The 24555-nt window shown below is 69.7% G+C and carries 29 protein-coding genes; 4 read left to right on the top strand and 25 right to left on the bottom strand.

Annotation, left to right across the window (positions count from 1 at the left end):
- Positions 1 to 5 precede the first annotated feature (5 nt).
- Both ACIOD2_RS11460 and ACIOD2_RS11455 read right to left on the bottom strand, forming a co-directional pair.
- Positions 6 to 497, bottom strand: coding sequence for a hypothetical protein (locus tag ACIOD2_RS11460; protein WP_400536692.1), 492 nt, complete (start codon positions 495 to 497; stop codon positions 6 to 8).
- A gap of 59 nt (positions 498 to 556) precedes the next feature.
- On the bottom strand, positions 557 to 1078 hold the full coding sequence (locus tag ACIOD2_RS11455) for a PH domain-containing protein (RefSeq protein WP_400536691.1): 522 nt from the start codon (positions 1076 to 1078) through the stop codon (positions 557 to 559).
- Positions 1079 to 1500: 422 nt separating this feature from the next.
- On the opposite strand from ACIOD2_RS11455, the gene ACIOD2_RS11450 reads away from it, so the two are divergent.
- Together ACIOD2_RS11450 and ACIOD2_RS11445 are read left to right on the top strand one after the other, a co-directional pair.
- Positions 1501 to 2130 carry a LysE family translocator gene (locus ACIOD2_RS11450; protein ID WP_400536690.1) on the top strand — a complete coding sequence of 210 codons (630 nt, stop codon included), beginning with the start codon at positions 1501 to 1503 and terminating at the stop codon, positions 2128 to 2130.
- Entirely contained in the window at positions 2130 to 2753 is a 624-nt protein-coding gene (locus ACIOD2_RS11445) for a LysE family translocator (protein WP_400536689.1), read from the top strand. Before ACIOD2_RS11450 ends, ACIOD2_RS11445 begins: the two co-directional genes overlap by 1 nt.
- 28 nt (positions 2754 to 2781) lie before the next feature.
- Here ACIOD2_RS11445 and ACIOD2_RS11440 read toward each other — a convergent pair whose 3' ends face one another.
- The 5 genes from ACIOD2_RS11440 to ACIOD2_RS11420 form a co-directional block, all read right to left on the bottom strand.
- Positions 2782 to 3129 (bottom strand): hypothetical protein, encoded by a 348-nt coding sequence (locus ACIOD2_RS11440; RefSeq protein WP_400536688.1) that lies wholly within the window; start codon positions 3127 to 3129, stop codon positions 2782 to 2784.
- Positions 3126 to 3635, bottom strand: coding sequence for a DUF6232 family protein (locus tag ACIOD2_RS11435; RefSeq protein WP_400536687.1), 510 nt, complete (start codon positions 3633 to 3635; stop codon positions 3126 to 3128). The genes ACIOD2_RS11440 and ACIOD2_RS11435 overlap by 4 nt, the downstream gene beginning before the upstream one ends.
- 117 nt (positions 3636 to 3752) lie before the next feature.
- Entirely contained in the window at positions 3753 to 4943 is a 1191-nt protein-coding gene (locus ACIOD2_RS11430) for an alpha/beta hydrolase family protein (RefSeq protein WP_400536686.1), read from the bottom strand.
- Entirely contained in the window at positions 4940 to 5758 is an 819-nt protein-coding gene (locus ACIOD2_RS11425; protein WP_400536685.1) for an NmrA family NAD(P)-binding protein, read from the bottom strand. The genes ACIOD2_RS11430 and ACIOD2_RS11425 overlap by 4 nt, the downstream gene beginning before the upstream one ends.
- Positions 5751 to 6188, bottom strand: a complete 438-nt coding sequence (locus tag ACIOD2_RS11420; RefSeq protein WP_400536684.1) for a nuclear transport factor 2 family protein — start codon at positions 6186 to 6188, stop codon at positions 5751 to 5753. The genes ACIOD2_RS11425 and ACIOD2_RS11420 overlap by 8 nt, the downstream gene beginning before the upstream one ends.
- Positions 6189 to 6282: 94 nt before the next feature.
- Between ACIOD2_RS11420 and ACIOD2_RS11415 the strand changes: the two genes are divergently transcribed.
- Positions 6283 to 6876: a TetR/AcrR family transcriptional regulator gene (locus ACIOD2_RS11415; protein ID WP_400536683.1), complete on the top strand. Its 594-nt coding sequence runs from the start codon at positions 6283 to 6285 to the stop codon at positions 6874 to 6876.
- Between the two features lies 1 nt (position 6877).
- Here ACIOD2_RS11415 and murA read toward each other — a convergent pair whose 3' ends face one another.
- Positions 6878 to 8152 (bottom strand): UDP-N-acetylglucosamine 1-carboxyvinyltransferase, encoded by a 1275-nt coding sequence (gene murA, locus ACIOD2_RS11410; protein WP_400536682.1) that lies wholly within the window; start codon positions 8150 to 8152, stop codon positions 6878 to 6880.
- Positions 8153 to 8213: 61 nt separating this feature from the next.
- On the opposite strand from murA, the gene ACIOD2_RS11405 reads away from it, so the two are divergent.
- The gene (locus ACIOD2_RS11405; RefSeq protein ID WP_400536681.1) at positions 8214 to 8789 is read left to right on the top strand and encodes a cob(I)yrinic acid a,c-diamide adenosyltransferase; all 576 of its coding nucleotides are present in this window, start codon (positions 8214 to 8216) and stop codon (positions 8787 to 8789) included.
- On the opposite strand, the gene aroA is transcribed toward ACIOD2_RS11405, so the two are convergent.
- The 17 genes from aroA to ACIOD2_RS11320 form a co-directional block, all read right to left on the bottom strand.
- Positions 8786 to 10024: a 3-phosphoshikimate 1-carboxyvinyltransferase gene (gene aroA / locus ACIOD2_RS11400; RefSeq protein WP_400536680.1), complete on the bottom strand. Its 1239-nt coding sequence runs from the start codon at positions 10022 to 10024 to the stop codon at positions 8786 to 8788. The two genes, ACIOD2_RS11405 and aroA, sit on opposite strands and share 4 nt — an antisense overlap.
- A gap of 10 nt (positions 10025 to 10034) precedes the next feature.
- A complete protein-coding gene (locus ACIOD2_RS11395) occupies positions 10035 to 10355 on the bottom strand; it encodes a putative quinol monooxygenase (RefSeq protein ID WP_400536679.1) in 321 nt (106 codons plus the stop codon).
- 70 nt (positions 10356 to 10425) lie between these two features.
- On the bottom strand, positions 10426 to 10860 hold the full coding sequence (locus ACIOD2_RS11390; RefSeq protein WP_400536678.1) for a DUF2550 domain-containing protein: 435 nt from the start codon (positions 10858 to 10860) through the stop codon (positions 10426 to 10428).
- Between the two features lie 25 nt (positions 10861 to 10885).
- Entirely contained in the window at positions 10886 to 11251 is a 366-nt protein-coding gene (locus ACIOD2_RS11385; protein WP_400536677.1) for a F0F1 ATP synthase subunit epsilon, read from the bottom strand.
- Between the two features lie 114 nt (positions 11252 to 11365).
- Entirely contained in the window at positions 11366 to 12793 is a 1428-nt protein-coding gene (gene atpD / locus ACIOD2_RS11380) for a F0F1 ATP synthase subunit beta (RefSeq protein ID WP_323322809.1), read from the bottom strand.
- Complete coding sequence (locus tag ACIOD2_RS11375) at positions 12793 to 13731, bottom strand: F0F1 ATP synthase subunit gamma (RefSeq protein ID WP_400536676.1); 939 nt, start codon at positions 13729 to 13731, stop codon at positions 12793 to 12795. Before ACIOD2_RS11375 ends, atpD begins: the two co-directional genes overlap by 1 nt.
- 11 nt (positions 13732 to 13742) lie before the next feature.
- Positions 13743 to 15383, bottom strand: coding sequence for a F0F1 ATP synthase subunit alpha (gene atpA, locus ACIOD2_RS11370; protein WP_400536675.1), 1641 nt, complete (start codon positions 15381 to 15383; stop codon positions 13743 to 13745).
- Between the two features lie 57 nt (positions 15384 to 15440).
- On the bottom strand, positions 15441 to 16265 hold the full coding sequence (locus ACIOD2_RS11365; RefSeq protein ID WP_400536674.1) for a F0F1 ATP synthase subunit delta: 825 nt from the start codon (positions 16263 to 16265) through the stop codon (positions 15441 to 15443).
- Positions 16266 to 16271: 6 nt separating this feature from the next.
- Positions 16272 to 16817, bottom strand: a complete 546-nt coding sequence (locus ACIOD2_RS11360) for a F0F1 ATP synthase subunit B (RefSeq protein WP_400537996.1) — start codon at positions 16815 to 16817, stop codon at positions 16272 to 16274.
- Positions 16818 to 16861: 44 nt separating this feature from the next.
- The gene (locus ACIOD2_RS11355) at positions 16862 to 17122 is read right to left on the bottom strand and encodes an ATP F0F1 synthase subunit C (protein WP_155541270.1); all 261 of its coding nucleotides are present in this window, start codon (positions 17120 to 17122) and stop codon (positions 16862 to 16864) included.
- Positions 17123 to 17177: 55 nt separating this feature from the next.
- Entirely contained in the window at positions 17178 to 17963 is a 786-nt protein-coding gene (gene atpB, locus ACIOD2_RS11350; protein WP_400536673.1) for a F0F1 ATP synthase subunit A, read from the bottom strand.
- 532 nt (positions 17964 to 18495) lie between these two features.
- Positions 18496 to 18945: a hypothetical protein gene (locus ACIOD2_RS11345; RefSeq protein ID WP_328449525.1), complete on the bottom strand. Its 450-nt coding sequence runs from the start codon at positions 18943 to 18945 to the stop codon at positions 18496 to 18498.
- Positions 18946 to 19044: 99 nt separating this feature from the next.
- The gene (locus ACIOD2_RS11340) at positions 19045 to 20199 is read right to left on the bottom strand and encodes a glycosyltransferase family 4 protein (protein ID WP_400536672.1); all 1155 of its coding nucleotides are present in this window, start codon (positions 20197 to 20199) and stop codon (positions 19045 to 19047) included.
- Positions 20200 to 20273: 74 nt separating this feature from the next.
- Positions 20274 to 20924, bottom strand: coding sequence for an L-threonylcarbamoyladenylate synthase (locus ACIOD2_RS11335; protein WP_400536671.1), 651 nt, complete (start codon positions 20922 to 20924; stop codon positions 20274 to 20276).
- A 69-nt stretch (positions 20925 to 20993) separates the two neighbouring features.
- Positions 20994 to 22967, bottom strand: a complete 1974-nt coding sequence (locus ACIOD2_RS11330; protein ID WP_400536670.1) for a M6 family metalloprotease domain-containing protein — start codon at positions 22965 to 22967, stop codon at positions 20994 to 20996.
- 231 nt (positions 22968 to 23198) lie between these two features.
- On the bottom strand, positions 23199 to 24065 hold the full coding sequence (prmC, locus tag ACIOD2_RS11325; protein WP_400536669.1) for a peptide chain release factor N(5)-glutamine methyltransferase: 867 nt from the start codon (positions 24063 to 24065) through the stop codon (positions 23199 to 23201).
- Positions 24066 to 24162: 97 nt separating this feature from the next.
- Positions 24163 to 24513, bottom strand: coding sequence for a MerR family transcriptional regulator (locus ACIOD2_RS11320; protein WP_400536668.1), 351 nt, complete (start codon positions 24511 to 24513; stop codon positions 24163 to 24165).
- Positions 24514 to 24555: the final 42 nt, after the last annotated feature.

The raw sequence follows: 24555 nt of genomic DNA, 5'->3' as shown, positions 1-24555 counted from the left end.
GTGAGTCAGTCCGCGATCAGAGCCCGCACGATCAGCGCCTGGACCTGCCTGGCGTCCGGCACAGCGAACAGCGCGATCGGACGCTGTGGGTTCTGCTTCGGTAAGCCGAAGCCGAGGATGTCCACCGTCTCGAACAGCGGGTGGAAGGTGAGCGTGCCGACGCCGTCGCCGCGGAGCGAGGAGACCTCCGGGGTGGTCACGTCCATCCACTTGCGGATGTGGCCCGAGATGCGGTCGGCCACGACGACCCGCTGATCGGTCACCGCGTACACCGCGCGATACGTCGTCCACAGCCGGAAGGCCACCGGCCCGCAGACGATCACGAACCACACGAGCACGGGAAGCACGTACAGTCCGGCGAAGGAGATGATCACTGCCACCAGGATCGAGCCGACAACGAGGCGGCACCACTCCCCGCCGACCGGGACGACCCGTTGCGGGCGCCCCGACCACAGCAGCAGCTCACCCGGCTGCACAACGATGATCGGCTCTTCCACGGCGGCCTCCCCAGCGCTCTTTGCCGGGCTGACGCTCGAGAAGGCCGTACCGGTTGCCCTCAGGCGGCCGAGGTGTCCGCCTCCGGCGGGGCTTGGCGCGCCCGGGCCTCGTCGATGGCCTTGGTGAGCAGGTCGCGGACCCGCTTGGGCTCGCCGACGCCGATCAGCGTCACCGATCCGGTGTCGCCGAAGCTGATCGTGCCGGTGCCCGTGCCGCCGCGCTTGAGGGCCGGCGGCGACAGGGTGGCCAGTTCGCTGGCGAGTTCCTTCTGCCGGAACAGGCCCGACCGCGCGATGATCCGGCTGTCCGTCACGGCGTAGGTCGTCCGGCCGAGCGCGAGGTAGCGGACGGCGGAACGGCCGATCGCGCCGTACACGCCGACCACGAGCACGATCAGCCCGGCAAGCGTGCCGGCGCCTTCGTGCACCTGGGTAAGGAGGAACCACAGCGCGACGGCGGCGAGAACGAGTCCGGCGGGGGCGATCACCCCGTCGGCGGCGATGTACAACGGGCGCTGGACCGGCTCTCCCGCCCAGAGCACGCGCTCACCGGGTAGAAGATCGATTTCCCCTGCTGACATGGCCGAACACTACTCTGCCGAGGTGCCCGGCGCCGAATCCCGAGCACGCTGTACGTGCGCGAACACCCTCTGTCGTGGTTGACCTCGCGGAGCCGGAGATCTGGTTCGGCGTAGCGGTCGATGGGGATGGTCCGGTGCAGGCGCCGATCTTCGGCGCCGGCGAAGACGATCGTGCCGGTGCCGTCGGCGTGCATCTCCAGCGTGGGTTCCGGCAGCTCGTTCATACGGCCGGAGGTCAGCGCCACCAGCACCGCCTTGTTCCGCTCCTCGGGCGGTTCGGGTCGCGGCGAGCACTGCCACAGCAGGTTTTCGCCGGCTTGCAGCCTCAGTTCCCCCCGGTACACACGGACAAACTACGCGCCGGACGGTGTGACGGAAATCCGCGAGACCGGACCGATACCCGTCGGTTAGCGTGGGCAGCCGTGACGTGGAGTTCGTACGGGAGTTACCTGGTCATCGTGGTCCTGATCGTGCTGGCGCCGGGGCCGGACACGATGGTGATGCTGAAGAACGCGCTCTCCGGCGGATTCCGCGGCGGGCTGCTCGCGTCGCTCGGCATCGTCACCGGGAACGTCGTTCAGGGCAGCGCCGCCGCGCTCGGGCTCGGCGTGCTCATCGCGAAGTCGCAGCCGGTGTTCCTCGCCCTCAAGTGGGTCGGCGCGGCCTACCTCGTCTACCTCGGTTTCCAGGCGCTGCGCGGTGCGTTCCGCGGGAACTACGACGTCGTCGAGCAGACGCAGCAACGACGTCGCGGCGGGGGCTTCCGCCGGTTCCGCGAAGGGTTCCTGTCCAACATCACCAACCCGAAGGTGCTGGTGCTGTACCTGTCGGTGCTGCCGCAGTTCCTCGACCCGGTGCGCACGACGACGTGGGACGCGCTCGCGCTGGCCTACACCGTCGCGGTGCTCGGCGGGCTGTGGCTGCTGGTGCTGCTGGTGTTCGTGCACCGGGTGCGCGCGTGGCTCGGGCGGCGGCGGGTCCGTCGCACACTGGACGGCGTCACCGGCACCGCCCTGGTCGGCTTCGGCGCCGTCCTCGCCCTGGAGTCCTGATGACGTGGAGCACCTACGCCGGGTTCGCGGCGATGATGGCGTTGCTGGCGATGATGCCGGGCCCGGACACGATGGTGGTGCTGAAGAACGCCCTCACCGGCGGCGCGCGCGGCGGCGGCTGGGCGTGCGCCGGGATCAGCGTCGCGAACTTCCTGCAGGGCACGGCGGCCGCGCTCGGCCTGGGCGCGGTGATCACCCGCTACCAGCCGGTGTTCGAGACGGTGAAGTGGCTCGGCGCGGCCTACCTGGTGTACCTGGGCATCCAGGCCCTGCGCGGCGCTTGGCGCGGCGACTACGAGGCCTTGGACGACGTCCGCCGCGCCCGCGCCTCCCGGAGCCGGCGGTTCCGGGAGGGGTTCCTGTCCAACATCACCAACCCGAAGGTGATCGTGCTCTACCTGTCGGTGCTGCCGCAGTTCCTGACCCCCGAGTCGGGGTTCGGGGACTCGCTGCTGCTGGCGTACACGGTCGCGGCGCTGGGTGTGGTGTGGCAGGTGCTGCTGCTGTTGTTCGTGCACCGGGTGCGGGGCTGGCTGCAGCGGCGCAAGGTGCGCCGCGCGATGGACGGCGTGACGGGTACCGCGTTGCTCGGCTTCGGCGCGGCTTTGGCCCTCGAAGGCTGACCGGGGCCGCGCTCGGCACGCGGCGGACTCAGCGAAGCTGCTTCTCGACCAGTTTCAACAGCAGCGGGACGACGACGTGGTTCACCGTCTTGGCCAACGCCTCCTTCGCGCCCCGGCCGATCACGTTCGCCACCTTCCGCAGCGTGGACTTCTCCTTCACGATCTCCGCCTCGATGGCCGAGGGGTCCACCGGGTCACCGTCGGGCGAAAGCAGCCCCACCTCGTGCAGGTGGGCGATGAAGGCGGTCAGTTCGGCGGAGGCGCCGGCCCGTTCGGCGTCGTTGACCTGGTTGCGCCCGTCGCCCGAACGCTGGTCGATCTTGCCGATGTTGCCGTTGCCGTACTGGTTGATCTGGTCGCCGCCCCACATCGTCACGGGTTCACCATCCGGCCGATGTTGCCGTCGCCGTACTGGTTGAACTGATCACCCAGGAAAACATTGCTCACCGTGTAGGACTGCTCCGTCTCCGGCGGGTTCTCGATGGCGTCGACAATCCGATCGGAAACCCACTCCAGGCTCTCCCGATCCGGGGAGATGAGGCCGGCTTTCGGGTTTCCCGTGCTTTCCAGCATGAGCGCGTAGCGCGGCGTATACGCCTTCTTCGACTTGATGAAAACCAGGATCCCCACGGCGATCGCCGCCACGAACCCGATCGTCGCCAGTGCGCCGCTTTGCGTGCTCGCGGTCAGGATCGAGAACAGGAGGAAGACCCCGAACGCCGACATGCAGCCGAGCTTCGCGTTTCCTTGGCCGGCGTCCGGGGGCGGCTTGACGCCGATCACCTGCACGCGGGCGATGTTGTTCAGCGCATAGTTCTCCCGCCCGATCCGGAGGGTTCGATGATTGATCACGACACGGGTGTCGCCGGTTTCCTCTGCCATTTCGGTGCTTTCCGGTCACGTGGATCGCCTGGTGCGACCTCCTCGATACCCGCTCATAGTCGGCACCCCTGATTCTTTGTTACTACGGCATTCGGCCGTCACCTGTTCGGCCCAGAGTCAGAGCGTGCGGTCCAGCCAGTCGTAGATGCGGCCGGCCGCGAGGCGCTGGGCGCCGACGTGGCAGTGGGCGTCCGCGCCTTCCTCCGCGGTGAACGTCAGCAGCGTCTTCGGAGCGTTCACGTGCGCGTGCAGCCGGCGCGGCTCGGTTTCCGTTTCGCCGCCGAAGAACAGGTCGTCCGCCGCTTCGCAGATCAGCGTGGGGCACGTGATCTTCTCCGCGATGCCGCCGTCGAGGGTGTACTCGAGGTACTTCGCGACGAACTCGCGGTCGGACGCCGCGCCCAGGACGTAGCGGCCGTGGTCGCACGCCCAGCGCAGCGTCGAGTTCGCCTGCCGGCCGGCGGCGAGCAGTGCGTCGAACTCCTCGTCCTGCTCCGCCCGAGCGCGGCGGACGATCTCGTCGCGGTCCCAGGGCAGCATCGACGTCACCGCGGAGCCCGCGTCGTAGACGCCGTCGACCGCGATGACCGCCGCCAGCCGCGGCTCGAACGCCGCTGCGCGCGGGGCGAGGACGCCACCCAAACTCACGCCCAGCAAGGCGATCCGCTCCGGGTCGACACCGTCGAGCCCGAGCACGAAGTCCACCACCGGGGTGACGACGTGCTCCCAGTCCGGCCGGAACACGAGCTTGTCGCGGTGCATCGCGGACGGCTGGCCGGGGCCGTCGAAGGTCAGCACGTGGTAGCCGCGCTCGGCGCCGGACGCCGCGCCGAAGAAGTGGAGTTCCTCGGCGCTGCCGTCGAAACCGCTGTGCATGACCACGACCGGCTTCGGCCCGGCGCCGGGCGCGCGGTAGAAGTAGCCCTGCAGAACCGTTCCCTCGTACGGGATTTCGACCGGCTCGGCGACACCGGCGCGCCGGAAGCATTCGACGCTGCGGTCGTAGGCCGCCGCGATCCGCGGGTCCGCCGGGTCGCCGTGCAGGAAGAAGTCCGCCGAGAAGTAGTACGTCGACGCGCGCAGCAGCAGGTCCCGCGCGGTGACCGGGCTCGCGTCGGCCGCCTCGGCGTAGAGCCGGTCGGCCAGGCGGCGGTAGGCGTCGTGCCAGCTGTCGTAGTCCCCCGGCGTGACGGTCGACGCCGCGGCGAGCACCTCGCCGAAGTCCGAGCCGCCGTAGGCCGCGTGGCCGAACAGGCGCAGGGTTTCGAACCAGAACTGCGGGTCCTCGGTGAACATGAGCTGCTTCATCGGATTTCCTCCTCCACAAAAGTGCGAAACGTTCGGGCGGGCCGGCCGGTGACCTCTTCGACGGCCGGGGTGACGCGGTCTTCGGTGCCGCGCCGGATGTCCTCGTCGAGCGCGGCGAGGACGGTGGCGAACTCCGCGGGAACTCCCGACGCCGCAACCAAAGCGGCGAATTCGGCGGTGCTCACCGGGCGGTGGCGCACCGGACGTCCGGTGTGCGCGGTGACGATCTCTGCGGCCTCGGCGTAGCTCAGGGCCGAAGGACCGGTGAGCACGTGTTCGGTGTTGTGCGGTTCGGCGTCGGTCAGCGCGCGGACGGCGACCGCCGCGATGTCACCCGCGTCGACGAACGCGACCCGGCCGTCGCCGGTCGCGGTGACGATCTCGCCGTCCCGCACACCTTGGGCGACCACGTGCTCGCCGGTGAAGTTCTGCATGAACCACGACGGCTTCAGCACGGCCCACTCCGGCGCCGTGCGCACCAGGCGCTGCAGCTCGCCGAGCCCGGGTGAGTCTTCGGTGATCGCCGACGAGCTGAGCAGCACGACCCGGCGCACGCCGGCGTCGAGCGCGTCGGCCAGGAAGGGCGCGACCAGGCGCGCCGGCTCGGCCTCGCCGATCGGGGCGAGCAGGTACACCGCGGAGACGTCCTGCAGCGCAGCCACCTGCGAGGCGCGGTCGGTCCAGTCGAAGCGCACATGGCCGGGTTCGTGCACCTTGCGGGTGGCGGCCCGTGCCGTGGCACCGCGTTCGCGCAGGCCCGCGACCACCCGGCTCCCGGTGGTGCCGGTGCCGCCGAGGACCAGGACGTCAGCCACGGTCGCTCCCGGCGAACGCCGACGTCAGCTCGTCGACGCCCCCCATCAGCTCGGCCGCGGCGAGCGGGCTCCAGTAGTCGCGGTAGCGCCGGATCTCGCCGTCGTTGATGGTGAGCACGGCGATGTAGGACAGCTCGTACGGCTTCTGCGTCTCCACGACAACACCGGCCGCGGTCATCTCGACGACCACCACGGCCGGGTCGGCGGTCTCGTGCACGGTCTTCGCCGTGATCGCCCGGACGTCGAGCAGGTCCGGGTAGCCACGCAGGTAGTCGGCGATGGCGTTCCGGCCCTCGACGCGCGGCGGGTAGCCCGCCGCGGCGAACGGGAACTCGAGGACGCCGTCCTCGGCCCACAGCCCGGCGAACCCGGCCATGTCGTGCTTCACCAGCAGGTCGAGCGCGTGCTCGACGAGTTCGCTCGGTCGCACGGGTGCCTCCTAGAACGTTTGGACGGGACGGTACCGTCCCGACGTCAATATAGACGGGACGGTACCGTCCCGTCCACCAGCTAGACTGCGCCTCATGGCACGCACCCCGACCGGCGCCGCGGTCCTCCAGCCCGAAGTCACCCTGGCCATCACGGACGCGGTGCTGCACGAGCTCGCCGAACAGGGTTACGGGCGGCTGTCGATGGAAGCCGTGGCGAAGCGGGCCGGGGTCGGCAAGAGCGCGCTGTACCGGCGATGGACGTCGAAGCACGAGATGATCACCGCGGTCGTCGCGGAGTTCAGCGTGTCACGCGCGGTCCTCGAGGACACCGGTTCGCTGCGCGGCGACCTGCGGGTGACGCTGCAGGGGATGATCGACTGGCTCACGCACCCGCTGTTCTCGCGGATCCTGCCGGACCTCGTCGCCGAGGGCGCGCGCAACCCGGAGATGGCCGAAAGCGCGCGCACGAGCATCGGCGGCCCCCGGCGCGACCGCGCGGAGGTGATGCTGCGCCGCGCGATGGACCGGGGCGAAATCCCGGCGGACCTGGACGTCGAGATGGCGATGGACGTCCTGGGCGCGCCGATCTACTGGCGCATGGTGGTCCGCCGGGCCCCGGTGGAGCCGGACTACCTGGAGCAGCTGGTGGAGTACGTCCTGCGCGCGCTGGGCGCGCAGGACGGCTGACTCAGGTCCGGTCGGGCTCGCCGCTGACGCGCTTGATGTTCGCGCCCAGGCGGTTCAGGTTCTCGACGAAGTGCGGGTAGCCGCGGTCGATGTGGAAGACGTCCCAGACCTCGGTGACGCCGTCCGCGCACAGGCCGGCCAGCACCAGCCCCGCGCCCGCGCGGATGTCCGACGCCCAGACTGGTGCGCTCGACAGCCGCTCGACGCCGCGGACCACCGCGTGGTGGCCGTCGGTGCGGGCGTCGCCGGAGAGCCGGATCATCTCCTCGATGAAGCGGAAGCGCGCCTCGTAGACGTTCTCCGTGATCATCGACGTGCCCTCGGAGACCGCCGACAGGGCGACCGCGAACGGCTGCAGGTCGGTCGCGAAACCCGGGTACGGCAGGGTGACCCAGTCGACCGCCTGCGGCCGCTCGGGCTGCACGATCCGGAAACCCTTGTCGCCGAACGTGGTGACTTCGGCGCCGGCCAGCTCGAGCTTGTTCAGCACCAGGTCGAGGTGGTGCGGGTTGACCCCGCGCACGGTCAGGTCGCCGCGGGTCATCGACGCCGCGAAGGCCCAGGTCGCGCCGACGATCCGGTCGCCGATCACGCTGTGCTGGGTCGGGTGCAGCTGCTCCACGCCGTGCACGGTCAGCGTCGACGTGCCGGCGCCTTCGACCTTCGCGCCCATCTCCACCAGCATCGTGCAGATGTCGACGATCTCGGGCTCGCGCGCACAGTTGTCGATCACCGTGGTGCCCTCGGCGAGGACGGCGGCCATCAGGATGTTCTCGGTCGCGCCGACACTCGGGAAGTCCAGCCAGATCTGCGCGCCGACCAGCGTGTCGGCCTTGGCGACGACGCAGCCGTGCTCGATGGTGCTCGTCGCGCCCAGCTTGCGGAGGCCGTTCTGGTGCATGTCCAGCGGCCGCGAGCCGATCGCGTCACCGCCCGGCAGCGCCACGACGGCCTGCTTCAGCCGGCCGACCAGCGGCCCCAGCACGCAGACGGACGCGCGCAGCTTGCCCATCGCCGCCGAGTCCGCGCGGTGCGAAAGCTCGGCGGGCGTCGTGATCGTGGCGGTGTCGCCCTCGATGACGACCTCGCAGCCGACGCTCCGCAGCACGTCGCCCATCAGCGGGACGTCGAGGATCTGCGGGCAGTTCGTGATGGTCGTGGTGCCCTCCGCGAGGAGGGCGGCGGCCATCAGTTTCAGCACGCTGTTCTTCGCGCCGACCACGTCGACCTCGCCGACCAGCCGGGCTCCGCCATGCACGTCGAAGTGCTCGCTCATGGCCGCCAATCATGCCCTCTCGCCCGGATTCGGCCCGGGCGGGGGCCGCTATGGTGGCTTCATGGTCGTTCGCATCAACCGCGTGTACACCAAGGTCGGCGACAACGGCACGACCGCGCTCGGCGACGGGTCGCGCGTGCCGAAGACGTCCCCCCGGCTGGGGGCCTACGCCGACACCGACGAGGCGAACTCCGTCATCGGGCTGGCCGTCGCGATGGGCGCGCTGCCGGACGAGATCACCGGCGTCCTGCGCACCCTGCAGAACGATCTCTTCGACGTCGGCGCCGACCTGTGCCTGCCGATCCAGGACGACCCGCCGTACCCGCCGCTGCGCATCACGGAGAAGTACCTGGAGCGGCTCGAAGGCTGGTGCGACGACTTCAACGACCGCCTGCCCAAGCTGACGTCGTTCATCCTGCCGGGCGGCACGCCGGGCGCGGCGTTCCTGCACCAGGCGCGCACGGTGTCCCGCCGCGCGGAGCGCTCGGCGTGGGAGCTGTACGAGGCCGAGCCGGAGACGACGAACCCGATCGCGGTGAAGTACCTCAACCGGCTCTCGGACCTGCTGTTCATCCTGGCCCGGCTGGCCAACCCCGAAGGTGACGTGCTCTGGCAGCCGGGCGGGCAGCCCGCCTAGATCCCCCAGCTGTCGCGCAGCGACCGCAGGGCCTGGTGGAAGCCGGGGAACGTCTTCTTCACGCACTCCGGGTCGTCCAGCGTGACGCCGTCGACCAGCAGGCCGGTGATGCTGAACGCCATCGCGATCCGGTGGTCGCGGCGGCACTTGACCAGCGCACCGGTGGGCACACCGGGCTGGATCTCGATCCAGTCGCGGCCCGTCTCCACGGAGACGCCCAGTGCGCGCAGGTTCTCCTCGCACGCGTCCAGGCGGTCGCACTCCTTGATGCGGGTGTTGTAGACGTCCTCGATCCGCACCGGGCCGGACGCGAACGGCGCGATCGCCGCCAGCGTCGGGACCGTGTCGGAGATGTCGCGCATGTTCACCGTGACCCCACGCAGGCCTTCCGACGGGCCCGCGACGGTCACCGAGTCCTCTTCGAGCTGGACGTGGGCCCCCATCTGCTCGAGGACGTCCACGAACCGCACGTCCCCCTGCAGCGCCGACGAACCGAGGCCGGGGATGGTCACCGTGCGGCCGGTGACCGCCGCCGCGGCCAGGAAGTAGCTGGCCGTCGACGCGTCGGGCTCCACCGGGTAGTCGCACGCCTGGTACGGCCGCGGCGGGACGATGAACGTCTTGCCCTCACGGCGGACGTCGACGCCGAAGCGCCGCATCATCTCCAGCGTGATCTCGACGTACGGCACCGACACGAGGTCGGTCACCGTGATCCGCAGCCCCTCCGCGGTCAGCGGCCCGAGCAGCAGCAACGCCGTCAGGAACTGCGACGACAGGCCCGCGTCCAGGGTCAGGTCGCCGCCCTTGACGCCGTTCGCGCGGACGGTCAGCGGGTGGTGGCCCGGCTCGCCCTCGAAGGTCAGGTCGACGCCCAGCTCCTGCAGCGCGCCGGTCAGCGGCCCCAGCGGGCGGCGGCGCATCTGGTCGGAGGCGTCGAAGTGGAACGTGCCGGTGCCGGCCGCGGCGAGCGCGGGCAGGAAGCGGGCCGTGGTGGCGCCGTCGCGGCAGAAGACGTCCGCCTCGGCGACACCCGGTCCGGACGGCCGGCCCTCGATCGTCCAGGCGCCCGGCTGCCGGTCCACCTGGTAGCCGAGCTTCACGAGCCCCTCGGCGAAGCCCTCGGTGTCGTCCGAATGCAGCGGACGGCCGAGCACGGTGGTGCCGTGCGCGGCCGCCGCGAGGAACAGGCCGCGAGCGGTGACGGACTTGGAGCCGGGGATCTCGACGAGAGTCACGAACCCCAGTTTAGTGGGGCGAGATCTCCGCCATCGGACCCCAGTCGGAGGCGTCCTGGACGTTGATGATCTGCGGGTTGTCCGAGATGTAGGCACCCAGGTTCGCGACGGCCCACTTGAAGTGGTCGGAGCCGACGTGCGCGACGGCGGCGTCCTGGCCCTCGAAGCCTTCGACCAGCACGTACGTGTTCTTGTCTTCGAGACTGCGGGACCACTCGAAGAACCGGTTGCCCGCCTCGCCGCGGGTGTTCTTGGTGTAGTCCGCCACGATGTCCGGCCAGGCTTCGGCGTGCTCCGGTTTGACCGGGAACTTGACCACGATGAAGATCATGCGTTCAACCGTAGGCCAAAACGGCCGCCATGGCTGTCTCGGTTTGAGACAGCACCTGAGACAGCCGGTGTCAGGAAGCGCGCGGGAGACGTCGCCCGGGCGGGGCCGATTCGAGCCACGAGAGGAAGCCGGTGAGCGCACCCGGGCCCATGGCGATCTCGATCGCCTCCTGGGTCTCGGACTCGCAGCGCAGCACGATGGCGCCTTCGGGGACGGCGTAGGCCTCGGTGCCGGAGGGGTCACGGCGGTCGGCGATCTGCATGCTCGCCCGCTGGAAGACGCGGTCCGGGCCGCTGCGCAGGCTCCACACGCGGTACCAGACGAACTCGTCACCCTCGTACCGGCCGAGCCCCAGGTGCCAGCTGGCCCGCGCGCTGTCCGGACGCCACCGCAGCGCGACGCTCACGCCCCCGCCGCGGCGCATCCGGATCCACCGCTGGCCGTACCAGCCGGCCAGCACCACGAGCACGATCAGGAGCCCGACTACCACCACGGTGATCTGCACGGCCCGGCTCCTGCCCGTCGCTCGCTCAGGCCGACTGACCTGCTGCGCGGAGCTGGGCCGAGGCCCTCGCCCGCTCGGTCTCGTCGTCCCCGGTCAGGGCCGCCTTCGCCGCTTCTACGTCGATCTCGTCGGAGAGCTCGGCGCTCTCCGCGAGGATGCTCACCCCGGTGCCGGTGACCGAAAGGAAACCGCCGTGCACGGCCGCGAACACCGACTCGCCTTCGGTGGTCGTCACCTTGACCACGCCACCCTCGACGAGCTGCCCGAGCACGGGCTCGTGACCGGCCATGATGCCGATTTCGCCTTCGGTGGTCTGGGCCACCACGAAAGTGGCGGTACCCGACCAGAGACGGCGCTCGACAGCCACCAGCTCCACGGACATCTCAGCCACGTAGCACTCCTTCGCTCGGGGTGTTACCACCGAGTGTAATAGGTCCGTATCCCGGTATGAGAACGGCGGGGGCTCGAGTCCACAGTGGACACCGCCCCCGCCGCCTCAGGGAAGTCACTTCTTGGTGATTTCCTTGTACTTCTTCTCGAGGTCTTCGAGGCCACCGATACCCAGGAACGCCTGCTCCGGGTAGTGGTCGAAGTCACCCTTGGCGATGCGGTCGAACGACTCGATGGTCTCCGACAGCGGCACCGTCGAGCCCGGGATCTGCGTGAACGCCTCCGCGACCAGCATGTTCTGCGAGAGGAAGCGCTCGATCCGGCGGGCGCGCTGGACGGTGAGCTTGTCCTCTTCCGAGAGCTCGTCCATACCGAGGATCGCGATGATGTCCTGCAGTTCCTTGTACTTCTGCAGGATCCGGATGACCTCGGAGGCCACGCGGTAGTGGTCCTCACCGACGATGGCCGGGTCGAGGATCGTCGACGTCGACGCCAGCGGGTCCACCGCCGGGAAGATGCCCTTCTGGAAGACACCACGCGAAAGCTCGGTGGTGGCGTCCAGGTGGGCGAACGTCGCGGCCGGGGCCGGGTCGGTGTAGTCGTCCGCGGGGACGTAGATCGCCTGCATCGAGGTGATCGAACGGCCTCGGGTCGAGGTGATCCGCTCCTGCAGCTGGCCCATCTCGTCGGCCAGCGTCGGCTGGTAACCCACGGCCGAAGGCATCCGGCCCAGCAGGGTCGACACCTCGGAACCGGCCTGGGTGAACCGGAAGATGTTGTCGATGAACAGCAGCACGTCCTGGTTCTGCACATCGCGGAAGTACTCCGCCATGGTCAGCGCGGACAGGGCGACGCGCATGCGCGTGCCCGGCGGCTCGTCCATCTGGCCGAACACGAGGGCGGTGTCGTTGATGACGCCGTCTTCGCTCATCTCCAGGAAGAGGTCGTTGCCCTCACGGGTGCGCTCGCCGACCCCGGCGAACACCGACGTACCACCGAAGTTCCGGGCGACACGGGTGATCATCTCCTTGATGAGCACCGTCTTGCCGACGCCGGCACCGCCGAACAGGCCGATCTTGCCACCCTGGACGTACGGGGTGAGCAGGTCGACGACCTTGAGGCCGGTCTCCAGCATCTCCGTCTTGCCTTCGAGCTGGTCGAAGGAGGGCGGGTTGCGGTGGATGCCCCAGCGCTCGAGGTCGTCACCGTAGCCGGGCTCGTCGAGGCACTCGCCGAGGGCGTTGTAGACGTGGCCCTTGACCTTGTCGCCCACCGGAACGGTGATCGGGCCGCCGGTGTCGGTGACCTCGGCACCGCGGACGAGACCGTCCTGCGGCTGCAGCGAGATGGTGCGGACGAGGTTGTCACCCAGGTGGGAGGCGACCTCGAGCGTCACGGTCTTGCGGAGCTGCTCGAACTCGATCTCGACCTTGAGCGCGTTGAACTGGTCGGGCACGGAACCGCGCGGGAACTCGACGTCGACGACCGGACCGGTCACCGACACGATGCGCCCCTTGGCGCGCGGGGCTTCAGTACTGGTCATCAATCATCACTTCCTGCTGCGGTGAGCGCGTTCGCGCCACCGACGATTTCGGAGATCTCCTGGGTGATCTGCGCCTGGCGGGCCTGGTTCATCTCCCGCGTCAGGTTCCCCACCAGGTCGTTCGCGTTGTCCGACGCGGCCTTCATGGCCGTCCGGCGGGCGGCCAGCTCGGACGCCGCCGACTCGAGCAACGCCGCGTAGAGCCGCGTGTTGATGTACTTCGGCAGGAGCGCGTCCAGCAGCTTGTCGGCACTCGGCTCGAACTCGTAGCTGGGGAGCAGCCCGGCGGGCTTCTCCTCTTCCCCTTCGGAGTACTCGACCTCGAGCGGCGCGACGCGCTTGGCGATCGGACGCTGGGTCAGCATCGACACGAACTCGGTGTAGACGATGTGGATCTCGTCGACACCCTCGATACCGTCGGCGTTGCCGTGCTCGTCGTCGACGCCGGACATGAACGACTCCACCAGGGCCTCACCGGCCGCGACCGCGTCGGTGTAGCCCGGCTGGTCGGAGAAGCCCGTCCAGCCGTCCACCACGTCGCGGTTGCGGAACCGGTAGTAGTTCAGCCCCTTGTTGCCGGTCACGTAGACCCGGGCTTCCTTGCCCTCCTTGCGGAGCAGGGCGAGGAGCTCCTCGGTCGCGCGGAGCACGTTGGAGTTGTAACCACCGCACTGGCCCTTGTCACTGGTCACGACCAGGACAGCGGCCCGCTTCGGGTTCGGGCGCTCGACCAGCATGGGGTGGTCGAGGTTGGCCGCCGCACCGGCCAGCGCCGAGAGCACCTTGGTGATCTCGTCGGCGTACGGCCGGGAAGCGGCGACCTTCGCCCGCGCCTTGGTGATGCGCGCGGTGGCGATGAGCTCCATCGCCTTGGTGATCTTGCCGATCGACTTGGTCGCCTTGATGCGCGACCGAAGTTCCCGGAGTTGTGCGGCCATGAGCTATCAGCTCACTTCTTCGGGGCGGGCTTGTTGACCTTGACGGTCTCCTGCCCGACCTTGTCGGAGTCCATCGCGTCGGCGTCCGACTCGACCAGGGACTTGCCCTCGGAGGTGGTGAACTCCTTCTTGAACTCGTTCACCGCGGCGACCAGCTTGTCGGCGGTCGCGTCCTCGAACTTGCCCGAGTCGCGGATCGCGCCCAGGACGTCGTCGTGCTTGCGGCGGGCCGAGTCGAGGAACTCGTGGTTGAAGCGGCGCACGTCCTCGGTCGGGACCGAGTCGTAGTGGCCGTTCGTGCCCAGCCACACCGTGCAGACCTGCTCCTCGACCGGGATCGGCGAGTACTGCGGCTGCTTGAGCACCTCGTACAGCCGGGCACCGCGCTCGAGCTGCGCCTTGGAGGCGTCGTCGAGGTCCGAGGCGAAGGCGGCGAACGCCTCCAGCTCGCGGTACTGGGACAGGTCGATGCGCAGCGAGCCGGAGACCGACTTCATCGCCTTGACCTGCGCGGCACCACCCACGCGGGAAACCGAGATACCCACGTCGATGGCCGGGCGCTGACCGGCGTTGAACAGGTCCGACTGGAAGAAGCACTGGCCGTCGGTGATCGAGATGACGTTCGTCGGGATGTAGGCCGACACGTCGTTGGCCTTCGTCTCGATGATCGGCAGCCCGGTCAGCGAGCCGGCGCCCAGCTCGTCCGAGAGCTTCGCGCACCGCTCGAGGAGACGGGAGTGCAAGTAGAAGACGTCGCCGGGGAAGGCCTCGCGGCCCGGCGGGCGGCGCAGCAGCAGCGAGATCGCGCGGTACGCGTCGGCCTGCTTGGTCAGGTCGTCGAACACGATGAGGACGTGCTTGCCCTCGAACATCCAGTGCTGGCCGATGGCCGAGCCGGTGTACGGCGCGATCCACTTGAAGCCGGCCGAGTCCGAAGCCGGGGCGGCGACGATGGTGGTGTACTCCATCGCGCCCGCGTCCTCGAGGGACTTCTTGACCGCGGCGATCGTGGAGCCCTTCTGGCCGATCGCGACGTAGATGCAGCGGACCTGCTTCTTCTCGTCGCCGGTGTCCCAGTTGGACTTCTGGTTGATGATCGTGTCCACGGCGACGGCGGTCTTGCCCGTCTTGCGGTCACCGATGATCAGCTGGCGCTGGCCGCGCCCGATCGGGGTCATCGCGTCGATGGCGGTGATGCCGGTCTGCAGCGGCTCCGACACCGGCTGGCGCTCGACCACCGAAGCGGCCTTGACCTCCAGCGGGCGGCGGTCGACGGTCTCGATGTCGCCGAGACCGTCGATCGGGGCACCCAGCGGGTTGACGACGCGGCCGAGGTAGCCGTCGCCGACCGGCACGGACAGGACCTGGCCGGTGCGCTTGACCTGCTGGCCCTCTTCGATGCTTTCGAAGTCGCCGAGGATCGCGGCACCGATGGAGCGCGCGTCCAGGTTCAGTGCGACGCCCAGGACGCCGCCGGGGAACTCGAGCAGCTCGTTGGCCATGGCCGAGGGGAGGCCCTCGACGTGGGCGATACCGTCACCCGCGTCGATCACGACGCCAACTTCTTCCCGGCTCACGTCCGGGGCGTAACTCGAGACGTAGTTCTCGATCGCGCTACGGATCTCATCCGAGGAGATCGTCAGCTCGGCCATGTTCTTCCCGCTCTCGCTTCGTTCTTGCCAGTATGCAAAGTCTTGTGTGGCCGGGGACTAGGCCCGGGCCAGCCGCCTGCGCAGGGCAGCGAGCTGACCCGCCGCGCTCCCGTCGATGATCTCGTCGCCGACGCGGACGACGAGCCCGCCGCCGAGACCGGGATCGACCTCGACGTGCAGCGCGATCGACCGCCCGTAGATGGTGTCGAGCTTCGCGCCCAGCTGGGCGGTCTGCTCGTCGGTCAGGGGGCTCGCGCTGGTCACGTAGGCGACCGAGCGCTGACGGCGTTCCGCGGCCAGCTTGACCAGCGCGTCGAGCCCGGCGCCGACACCGCGGCCCTTGGCCCGGCGGACGACCTGCTCGACGAGGGTCTCGGTGACCACGTCCACCTTGTCGGCGAACAGCCCGCGCACCAGCGAACGCTTCGCGTCGGCGGGACCGGCGAGGTCCGACAGCGCGGTCTCGAGCTCCGGGTGGTTGGCCACGACGCGCGAGACCTGGAACAGCTGGGTCTCGACGGCGTCGATGTTGCCGGTCTTCTCGGCGGCGGTGAGCAGCGCGGAGTGACCGAGCGACTCGAGCCCGTCGACCAGCTGACGAGGGCTGGACCAGCGGCTGCCCGCCACGGCGTCGAGCACCTTCAGTGCCGGTTCGGACAGCTTGCCGTCGAACAGCCGGCGCACCAGCGTGGTGCGCGACTCCGGCGTCGCCGAGGCGTCACTCACCGCCCGGCGCAGACCGATCTCCCGGTCCAGCAGGTCGACGACCGAGAGCAGCTCGTCGCCGACCGTGGCCGCGTCGGCTCCCGCGTCGGCCAGAACCTCGCCGAGGCGTTCCTCGGCGAGGCCGAGCGCTTCACGGCTCGCAGCATGCAGCGTCATTCGGGTCTACTTCCCCGCTCCACCAGCGGCACCGGCGGTGTCCAGTTCCGCGAGGAACCGGTCGACGGTGCCACGACGGCGCGCCTCGTCTTCGAGCGACTCACCGACGATGCGGCTGGCCAGCTCCACGGCGTTGCGGCCCATGTCGGCCCGCAGCTCGGCGATGATCTGCGCCTTCTGGGCCTGCAGCTGGGCCTGCCCCTGGGCGACGATCCGCTGGGACTCGGCCTCGGCGTCGGCCCGCAGCTCCGCCTTGATCTGCTCGGCTTCGAGCCGGGCGTCGTCGCGGATCTTCGCGGCCTCGGACCGGGCTTCGGCCAGCTGCGCCTTGTACTGCGCCAGCGCGGCTTCGGCTTCCGCCTGGGCCTTCTCGGCCTTCTCGATGCCACCCTCGATCTTCTGCGCACGCTCTTCGTACGCGGCCTCGAAGCGAGGGACGACGTACTTCTTGAGGATGAACAGCAGGATCAGGAAGGCGACGATGCCGAGGATCAGCTCCGAGATGTCGGGGATGATCGGGTTGTGCGTCTCGCCTTCTGCGGCGAGGAGCATTGCACTCTTCAGCACGGCGTCTCCTTAAGCGATGAGCTGCTGACTCAGGCGGCGGAGGCGATGAAGTAGATGACGATGCCGATCAGGGCCAGAACCTCGGTCAGCACGAAGGTCGAGAAGCCGATGCCCTGCAGCTTGCCCTGGGCCTCCGGCTGACGCGCGGTGCCGTTGATGACGGCGGCGAAGATCAGACCCACACCGATGCCCGGGCCGATCGCGCCGAGGCCGTAACCGATGGCGGCGAGGCCGGGGTTGATGTTGGCGGCCTGCTCGGCGGCGGCCTGGGCCAGAACGATGTTGCTCACGTGCGTTTCCCTTCACTTCGGTCCACGCGCTCGCGTGGATCGGGGGCTTGTGTTCTCAGTGCTCCGACGCCAGCGCGGCGCCGATGTACCCCGCCGAAAGCAGGGCGAAGATGTAGGCCTGCAGCACCTGGATGAAGGCCTCGAGGAAGGTCATCCCGATGGCGAAGATCCAGGCCACGATCGAAACCGGCTTCAGCGCCCAGCTCGACGTCTCGGTCAGCAGGAAGGTGCCGCCGAGGGTGAACACCGCCAGGATCAGGTGACCGGCGAACATGGCGGCGAAAACACGGATGGCGAGCGTGAGCGGGTTGAGGAAGAACTTCTCCGCGAACTCGATCAGCGAGAAGAGCGGCAGGACCGCCTTCGGCACACCCGGGGGCGCGAGTTCCTTCTTGAAGTAGCCGGCGAAGCCGTGCTTCTTGAAGCCCGCGTAGTGGTACACCGGGTAGACGACGAGGACCGCCAGGGCGACCGGGAAACCGAATCGCGCCATGGTCGGGAACTGGAGCAACGGGATGATCCCGTAGAGGTTGTTCACCAGTACGAAAGTGAACAACGAGAAAACGAGCGGCACATACCGCTTGAAGTCCTTCGAGCCGATCTGTTCGCGCGCGATGTTGTTGCGGCTGAAGTCGTAGATCGACTCGGCGACGAACTGCCCCTTGCCGGGCACGACCTGCAGCTTGCGGGTCGCCAGCAGGAAGTACGTCGCGATGATGACCACCGAAAGCACGACGAGCAGCATCGGCTTGGTGACATCGCCGAACAACGGCGGCAACTCGAAGCTTTCGGCGCCGGGCGGTGCGAACACAGCACCCTCGGCCAATACCAGCGCGCCCACTGGGCTCCTTCCGGTTCTCCCGGCCGGCGTTCACTCCGCCGGGGGAATCGTCACGATCTGGACTTAACGTACCCGATACGCATCGGGACGTCGGAGGCGGCTGCCCCACTGTGCGATGAACACGGCTTCACGTTCTGCACACGGGGTTGTCTCGCGTGAACACTGCCCACGGTCTACTTCGGACCAGCGGCGGAAGAGGCGGAACTACACGGTCGCCACACTGCTGATCGCGGTTCGTCTTAGGGAGCGTGCGGCCGAGGCCGCCACCCTTGACGCGGACCATACCAGCAGGTCAATCAGTGCCGTACAGGCGTACTCCATACCAACCGATCAGCCCAGGACTTAGGTCCCGGGTCGACCCGGGACCCAGGTCCGGCGCCGGCCGGGACCGCGTCCGGAACGCCGCAGGCGAGCCCTCCGGGACCTTTCCGGAGGCCGCGCGCAAGCGCACGACTGTGGTCCCGGTCACACCCGGGCGGCCGCACGCGGACTCACCCTGAGTAACGGACCTGCCCGGCAAACCGGACAGCCGTCAGGACGGGATGATCGTCGGGATCTTGGTCTTGCGGAAGGCGGCGAACTCGGCCGCGGCGGCCAGCAGGATGGCCACGATCATGGTGATGCCGAGCGACATCGGGTGCAGCGCCGTGACGCCCTTCAGCAGCGTCAGCGCGCCGAACAGCAGGACGACCTTCACGACGTAGCCGCCGAGCGCGATCACCATGACGAACATCGGGTCCTGGCCGGCGCTGAAGCGCATCATGCCCAGGGTCGAAAGCGAGGCCAGCATCGCCAGCGCCCCGCCGACGAGCGAGCCCCAGAAGCCCGGCATGCCGTTGAGGATGCTGAACAGCACGATGCAGACCAGCACCGCCGGCGGGGTCACCAGCAGCGAAGCCTTCGTCATGGCGCGGGCCGCCTGCAGCACCACCTTGGCGTGCGGGTTCTCCTGCGCTTCGGTCGAGGTTTCGGTCTCGCTCACGGTCGGCTCCCTGCTCGGTTCGTCCCCGAGTGTAGAGACCCTGGTGGCACGGGGTCCCGGCCACCCGCCCGGACGTCCGGCCACGGCCGCGGGCCGGGTTCAGCCGAGGCGGTTGCGCGAACGCAGCCGCGGGATGATCGAGACCCCCACCGCGAACACCAGGCCGACCCCGATGATCCAGAGCGCCGCGGCGTCGTCGAACAGGGTCACCGAGACCGCGCCGAACGCCAGGATCCCGGCCCACAAGTAGATCAGCAGCACCGCGCGGCGCTGGGAGTGCCCGATCTCCAGCAGCCGGTGGTGCAGGTGCATCTTGTCGGCCGCGAACGGGCTCTCCCCGCGGCGGGTGCGGCGCACGACCGCCATGATCAGGTCCAGCATCGGCACGAACAGCACCGCCGCCACGACCACCAGCGGCGAGAGCAGCGCGATCGCGTCCTTGCCGCTGAACTGCGGGTAGGGCACGCGCCCGGACGCCGACGTCGTCGCGCCCGCGAGCATCAGGCCGATCATCATCGACCCGGAGTCGCCCATGAATATCTTGGCGGGCTGGAAGTTGTACGGGAGGAACCCCAGACAGGCGCCGGCGAGGGTGGCCGCGATCAGCGCGGGCGGGTACGTGCCGACGTCGCCGCCGGAGCTGTCGAGCAGGCCCAGCGAGAACGCGCACGTGGCCGCCGCCGCGATGAAGCCGAGGCCGCCGGCCAGGCCGTCGAGGCCGTCGACGAAGTTCATCGCGTTGACCATCACCACGACCATCACGACGGTCAGCAGCGCGCCCTGGTTCTTGTCGAGCACCAGCACCGAGCCGAACGAGCCGCCGGTGCCGCCCCACGGCACCCAGAACGACACCCACTGCACGCCGAAGATGACCAGGATCCCGGCGCACATGACCTGGCCGGCCAGCTTCGTCCAGGCGTCCAGCTCGAACCGGTCGTCCAGCGCGCCGATCAGCGAGATGACGGCGGCGGCGAGCAGCACGCCGACCGAGTCGAACGAGGCGTCGAAACCGTGTGACAGCGCGGGCAGCTGGTGGGCCAGGCCCATCGCGCCGGCGACGCCGAGGAGGATGCCGATCCCGCCCATCCGCGGGATGGGCGCGACGTGCACGTCGCGCGCGCGGGGGTTCGCGATCGCGCCGACGCGGATCGCGATCCGGCGCACGACGCCGGTGAGCAGGTAGGTCACGGCCGTCGCGGTCAGCGCGACGAGGATGTATTCCCGGATCGGGAGAAGACCGGATGTGGGCGGCACGGGTGCGTCACGCTCGCGGGGTCGGGGTCACCCGCGACACGCTATCGTGCCGCGCCGGGCGCCTTGATCCGGCTTCACGCCAACGATTCCGCGGGGACACCGAGCACCTCCGCGATGGCGTCCTTGCTCACGGCGCCTTCGCGCAGCACCACCGGTTCGGTGCCGGTGAGGTCCACGATGCTCGACGCGACGGCCTCGCCGCTGGAGCCGCCGTCGAGGTACACCGCGACCGAGTCGCCGAGCTGTTCCTGCGCGTCCTGCGCGGTGCTCGCCGGCGGGCGGCCGGAGACGTTCGCGCTCGAGACGGCCATCGGGCCGACGTCGCGCAGGAGTTCCAGTGCCACCGGGTGCAGCGGCATCCGGAGCATCACGGTGCCGCGCGCGTCGCCGAGGTTCCACTGCAGACTCGGCGCGTGCGGGAGCACAATGGACAGATCGCCGGGCCAGAACGCTTCGATGAGCGCACGCGCCTGCGGCGGCACGCCGAGCACCAGACCGTCCACAGTGGACCAGGAGCCGACGAGCACGCCCACCGGCATGTCCGGGCCGCGGTTCTTGGCGCGCAGCAGCGCCTGGACGGCGCCCGCGTCGAACGCGTCGGCGCCGATGCCGTAGACCGTGTCGGTCGGCAGCACGACCAGCCTGCTCGACCGGACCGCGCCGGCCGCCGCGGAGAGTCCGTCGGCCCGGGAGTCGCGCTTGCTGCAGTCGTAGACCACGCTCATGGCGGCAAGCCTAGCCTCGTGAGTGGTAAGGAGGGTCGGAACCCTCCTCACCACCCACGAGGGCGGGGATCAGAAGCCGAACGCCGCGCAGGTCGCGGTGGCCGTCTTCGACGGGTCGCTCACCGACGTCGCGGTCAGCTTGACGCGGGCCGCGAGGTCGCCGCCCGGGCCGCGCTTGGCGTAGGCCGGCACCGTCACGTGCTGGCCGAACTTCGCCGTGGCCAGCTCGTTCGGGAGCCGGACCTGCCAGCCCTTGGCGTCGGTCGCCACGCTCAGCCGGTAGGTGTCGGTGTCGTACGGCGCCTTCGCGCCCTTCGCCGAACCCGTGTTGAACAGGCCGAAGTCGCAGGTCGCGAGCCCGCCGCGGGCGAACGCCGGCAGCGCCGGGGTCACCGCCGCGCCGCGCGCCTGGCTGCCCGCGCCGTCGAGCGAAGCGACCGTGACGGTGTACGAGAGCACACCCTTGCGGTCCCGGGCGAGGTCGGTGACCAGGAACTTCAGCCGGTTGGCCTGGTCGGTGTACTCGTACGGGCTCGCCGCCTCGGTGCCGGCCTTGAACAGGGCGTCGTTGAGCTGGCGGTAGTCACCGATGGTGATCTTCACCGGGGTGCCGTCCGGCTTGGTGTAGTCGGTGATGCCGATGTCGGCCGGGTTGGCGTCGATCACCCACTCGAAGGGCGCGTTGTCCTTGTCCTTCGTCTTGGCGAGCAGCACGCCGGAGTCGGGCGAGAAGGAGTCCGCGCCCATCCGGTCGACGACCTCGAGGGTGTAGTTGTCGTACCCGCCGCCGTCGCAGAACGGGTCGGTCGCCTTGTCGCACTTCGGGCTCTTGTCGCCGCCGGTGAGCTTGATGTTCAGCCCGGTGAACGCGCCGGGCTGCGGGTCGGCCTCGCGGGCGGTGATGCGCGCCGACACCGGCCCGGAAGCCGCCAGCTGGTTGCGGTCGAGCTGCAGGACGTCGGCCGGGTCGACGATGCCGAGCTTCATCTTGTTGCGCAGCATGTGCTGGGCACCCATCGAGCTGCCCTGCGTCGCCGGGATCTGCCAGCGGGTGTGCGGGCCGCCGGGACCGTTGAACGTGCCGCGAGACAGCATTTCCCAGGCGCCGGAGTAGTCCCGCCACGGTGGGATCCCGAACGGGTTGTTGTAGTTGTCGCCGATGCCGAGGATGTGGCTGAACTCGTGGGCGTAGGTCGACTGCCCGGAGCTTTCGGCCTGCACCGAGCTGCCGTTCCCGGCGTTGGGCCAGATGCTGGCGGCCGACGCCCACGACGTCCACGGGACGTACCGGGTGGCGGCGTAGTTCGGCAGGTCGTGGTTCGGCGGGCCGAACGCGTCCGGGACGTTCTCCTTGGTGCCGAACTTCATCTCGCCGAACTCCTGCCAGGTCGAGCTTTCGTCCTGGCCGGCGGAGAGATAGAAGACGAAGTCGAACTGGTTCGCCGCGTCACCGACGTCGGCGCGCCAGGCGTTCCCGGCGTCCGTGCGGATGTCGCGGTCGCAGTTCGCGGACGGCGGGCACGCGTCCGGCTGGAACTCCATGCCGTACTCGTAGGACTGCCCGGGCATCCGGTACGGCCCGAACGCCGTCAGCTGCACGCCGAAGCGGCCGCCGGAGTCCTCCATCCAGTACTCGTTGATGGTGTGCCCGTTGTTGAGGGCTTCGGGTTTGTTGAGGAAGTCCTGGTAGTACTGCGCGACGTTCGCGCGCGGGATGTTCGCGGCGGCGGGGCCGGGGTTGCCGAACACGGTCGAGCTCGGTGCCTTCGTGACGACGAAGTCCTGGTCGGGGTAGTCGGCGAGGACGACAGCGCCCTTGAAGGTGCGCTGCGTCGGCTTGAGGGAGGGGTCGGCCCAGTTCGTCCCGGGCACCTTCTTGTAGTCGGACCACGTCATGTGGTCCTGGTTCTCCCAGTGCGCGGCGTCGATCGGGGCGGGCCAGTCACGGGTGAGCGGCTCGGCGGCGGCGGTCCCGGCACCGAGACCGGACAGCACGACGACGGCCGCGAGCAGGGCGAGCGCTTTCGGGGTTCTGGCGCGCATCTGCGGCTCCTTCACTGGGAACCGGCGGGGGTGGCGGTTTCCCGTGATCGACCGTATTGAGCCGCGCTGTCTGGCTTCTGCCTCGAAGCGAGGGTCCACCCGCTTGCCCCACGACGAAAGTCTGGCCGGTTTGTCAGGCCCCGACCCGGCGCTGTGGACAAGTCCGGCCGCGCAGCTGTCGGGCACCGGGAACTGTCGGTGGCCGGCGGTAGCGTGGAAAACGGGGGCTGCTCAGCCCAGCCGCTTCGCCGTGACGAAGCGGGCGCGGCCCGCCAGGTCGAGGTGGCCCTCGACGCCGGTGAGCACCCGGCGGGCGCGGACCAGGGCCGGGACCGCCGAGCCGTGGGTGTCGTCGTGCTCGATGGCCAGGCCGCCGCCCGGACGCAGGAGCCGCGCGCCCGCCGCGATCGCGTGGCGGATCACCGCCAGGCCGCTCTCCTCGGCGAACACCGCGCGCGGCGGGTCGTGCTCGGCGACCTCGGGCGGCACCGGCGTGCCGTCCGGGACGTACGGCGGGTTGCACAGCACCAGGTCGACCAGGCCGTCGAGCTCGGCGAACATCGTCGGGTCGGCGATGTCGCCGGAGTACAGCCGGATCGGGGTGTCCCCGGCGTCGGCGTGGACGTCCGCGTTGTGCCGCGCCCAGGCCAGCGCCTGCGGGTCGACGTCCACCGCGTAGACGACCGCGTCCGGGCGCGCGTGCGCGACGCCGAGCGCGAGCGCCCCGGAGCCGGTGCACAGGTCGACCACGACCGGGAACTCCCGGCCCTGCAGGAACTTGACGCCCCATTCGAGCAGCAGCTCGGTCTCCGGCCGCGGCACGAACACCCCGGCCCCGACCGCGACGGTGATGTCACCCAGCGCGGCCCAGCCGGTGAGGTACTGCAGCGGGATGCGCTTCGCGCGCTGCTGGACGAGCTGCCCGATGGCCTCGATGACCGGCGGGTCGACCAGCGGCACCATCGGCAGCCGCCCGCGTTCGACCCCGAGCACGTGCGCGGCGATCACCTCGGCGTCGAACCGCGGCGACGCGACACCCGCGCGTTCGAGAATGCGGGTGGCCTCGATGATGGCCAGGCGCAGCGGCTGCCGATTCACTCGTCGTCCTTCACCTCGTCAAGCCTGGCACACCAGGCGGAACTCCCCTGTCAGGACACGCGCCGGTCCCGCGCCGTCCAGCGTATCGAGCGGGCGGTCATCCGCCCTCTTCGGTCAGGTACCCGGCCAGGGCGCTGCGACGGCGCTGGAGCGTCCCGATCCGGTCGTCCATCGCCGTCAGCTCGCGGTGCAGCACCTCCGCCAGCTCCGGGCAGAGGTCCAGGTGGGCCTCCTCGCCGCGCGCGCACTGCAGCGCCGACGCGATGACCTCCGTGTTCAGCCCGGCGCCGAGGAGCCGGCGGATCTGCCGGACGCGCACGAGCGCCTCCCCGTCGTAGCACCGGTAGCCGTTGCCGTCGCGCGAGGCCACCAGCAGGCCCTGCTCCTCGTAGTAGCGCAGCAGCCGCGTGCTGACACCCGTCCGTTCCGCGAGCTCGCCGATCCGCATCCGACCCCCGGGGTTGACCTTCACACCGATGTGAAGACCTAA

The sequence above is a fragment of the Amycolatopsis sp. NPDC088138 genome (assembly GCF_044741685.1).
Taxonomy (GTDB): Bacteria; Actinomycetota; Actinomycetes; order Mycobacteriales; family Pseudonocardiaceae; genus Amycolatopsis.
Note: the sequence above shows the minus strand (reverse complement) of the source record. Positions and strands in the feature narration are given on the sequence as shown.

Coding starts and splice junctions, on each gene's coding strand:
- ACIOD2_RS11415 (WP_400536683.1), top strand. CDS start 6,283: ATGGCACGCACCCCGACCGGCGCCGCGGTCCTCCAGCCCGAAGTCACC.
- atpD (WP_323322809.1), bottom strand. CDS start 12,793: ATGACCAGTACTGAAGCCCCGCGCGCCAAGGGGCGCATCGTGTCGGTG.
- atpA (WP_400536675.1), bottom strand. CDS start 15,383: ATGGCCGAGCTGACGATCTCCTCGGATGAGATCCGTAGCGCGATCGAG.
- ACIOD2_RS11395 (WP_400536679.1), bottom strand. CDS start 10,355: ATGATCTTCATCGTGGTCAAGTTCCCGGTCAAACCGGAGCACGCCGAA.
- ACIOD2_RS11435 (WP_400536687.1), bottom strand. CDS start 3,635: ATGGCAGAGGAAACCGGCGACACCCGTGTCGTGATCAATCATCGAACC.
- murA (WP_400536682.1), bottom strand. CDS start 8,152: ATGAGCGAGCACTTCGACGTGCATGGCGGAGCCCGGCTGGTCGGCGAG.
- ACIOD2_RS11405 (WP_400536681.1), top strand. CDS start 8,214: ATGGTCGTTCGCATCAACCGCGTGTACACCAAGGTCGGCGACAACGGC.
- ACIOD2_RS11445 (WP_400536689.1), top strand. CDS start 2,130: ATGACGTGGAGCACCTACGCCGGGTTCGCGGCGATGATGGCGTTGCTG.
- ACIOD2_RS11430 (WP_400536686.1), bottom strand. CDS start 4,943: ATGAAGCAGCTCATGTTCACCGAGGACCCGCAGTTCTGGTTCGAAACC.
- ACIOD2_RS11455 (WP_400536691.1), bottom strand. CDS start 1,078: ATGTCAGCAGGGGAAATCGATCTTCTACCCGGTGAGCGCGTGCTCTGG.
- ACIOD2_RS11320 (WP_400536668.1), bottom strand. CDS start 24,513: ATGCGGATCGGCGAGCTCGCGGAACGGACGGGTGTCAGCACGCGGCTG.
- ACIOD2_RS11360 (WP_400537996.1), bottom strand. CDS start 16,817: ATGCTCCTCGCCGCAGAAGGCGAGACGCACAACCCGATCATCCCCGAC.
- ACIOD2_RS11330 (WP_400536670.1), bottom strand. CDS start 22,967: ATGCGCGCCAGAACCCCGAAAGCGCTCGCCCTGCTCGCGGCCGTCGTC.
- ACIOD2_RS11335 (WP_400536671.1), bottom strand. CDS start 20,924: ATGAGCGTGGTCTACGACTGCAGCAAGCGCGACTCCCGGGCCGACGGA.
- ACIOD2_RS11365 (WP_400536674.1), bottom strand. CDS start 16,265: ATGACGCTGCATGCTGCGAGCCGTGAAGCGCTCGGCCTCGCCGAGGAA.
- ACIOD2_RS11375 (WP_400536676.1), bottom strand. CDS start 13,731: ATGGCCGCACAACTCCGGGAACTTCGGTCGCGCATCAAGGCGACCAAG.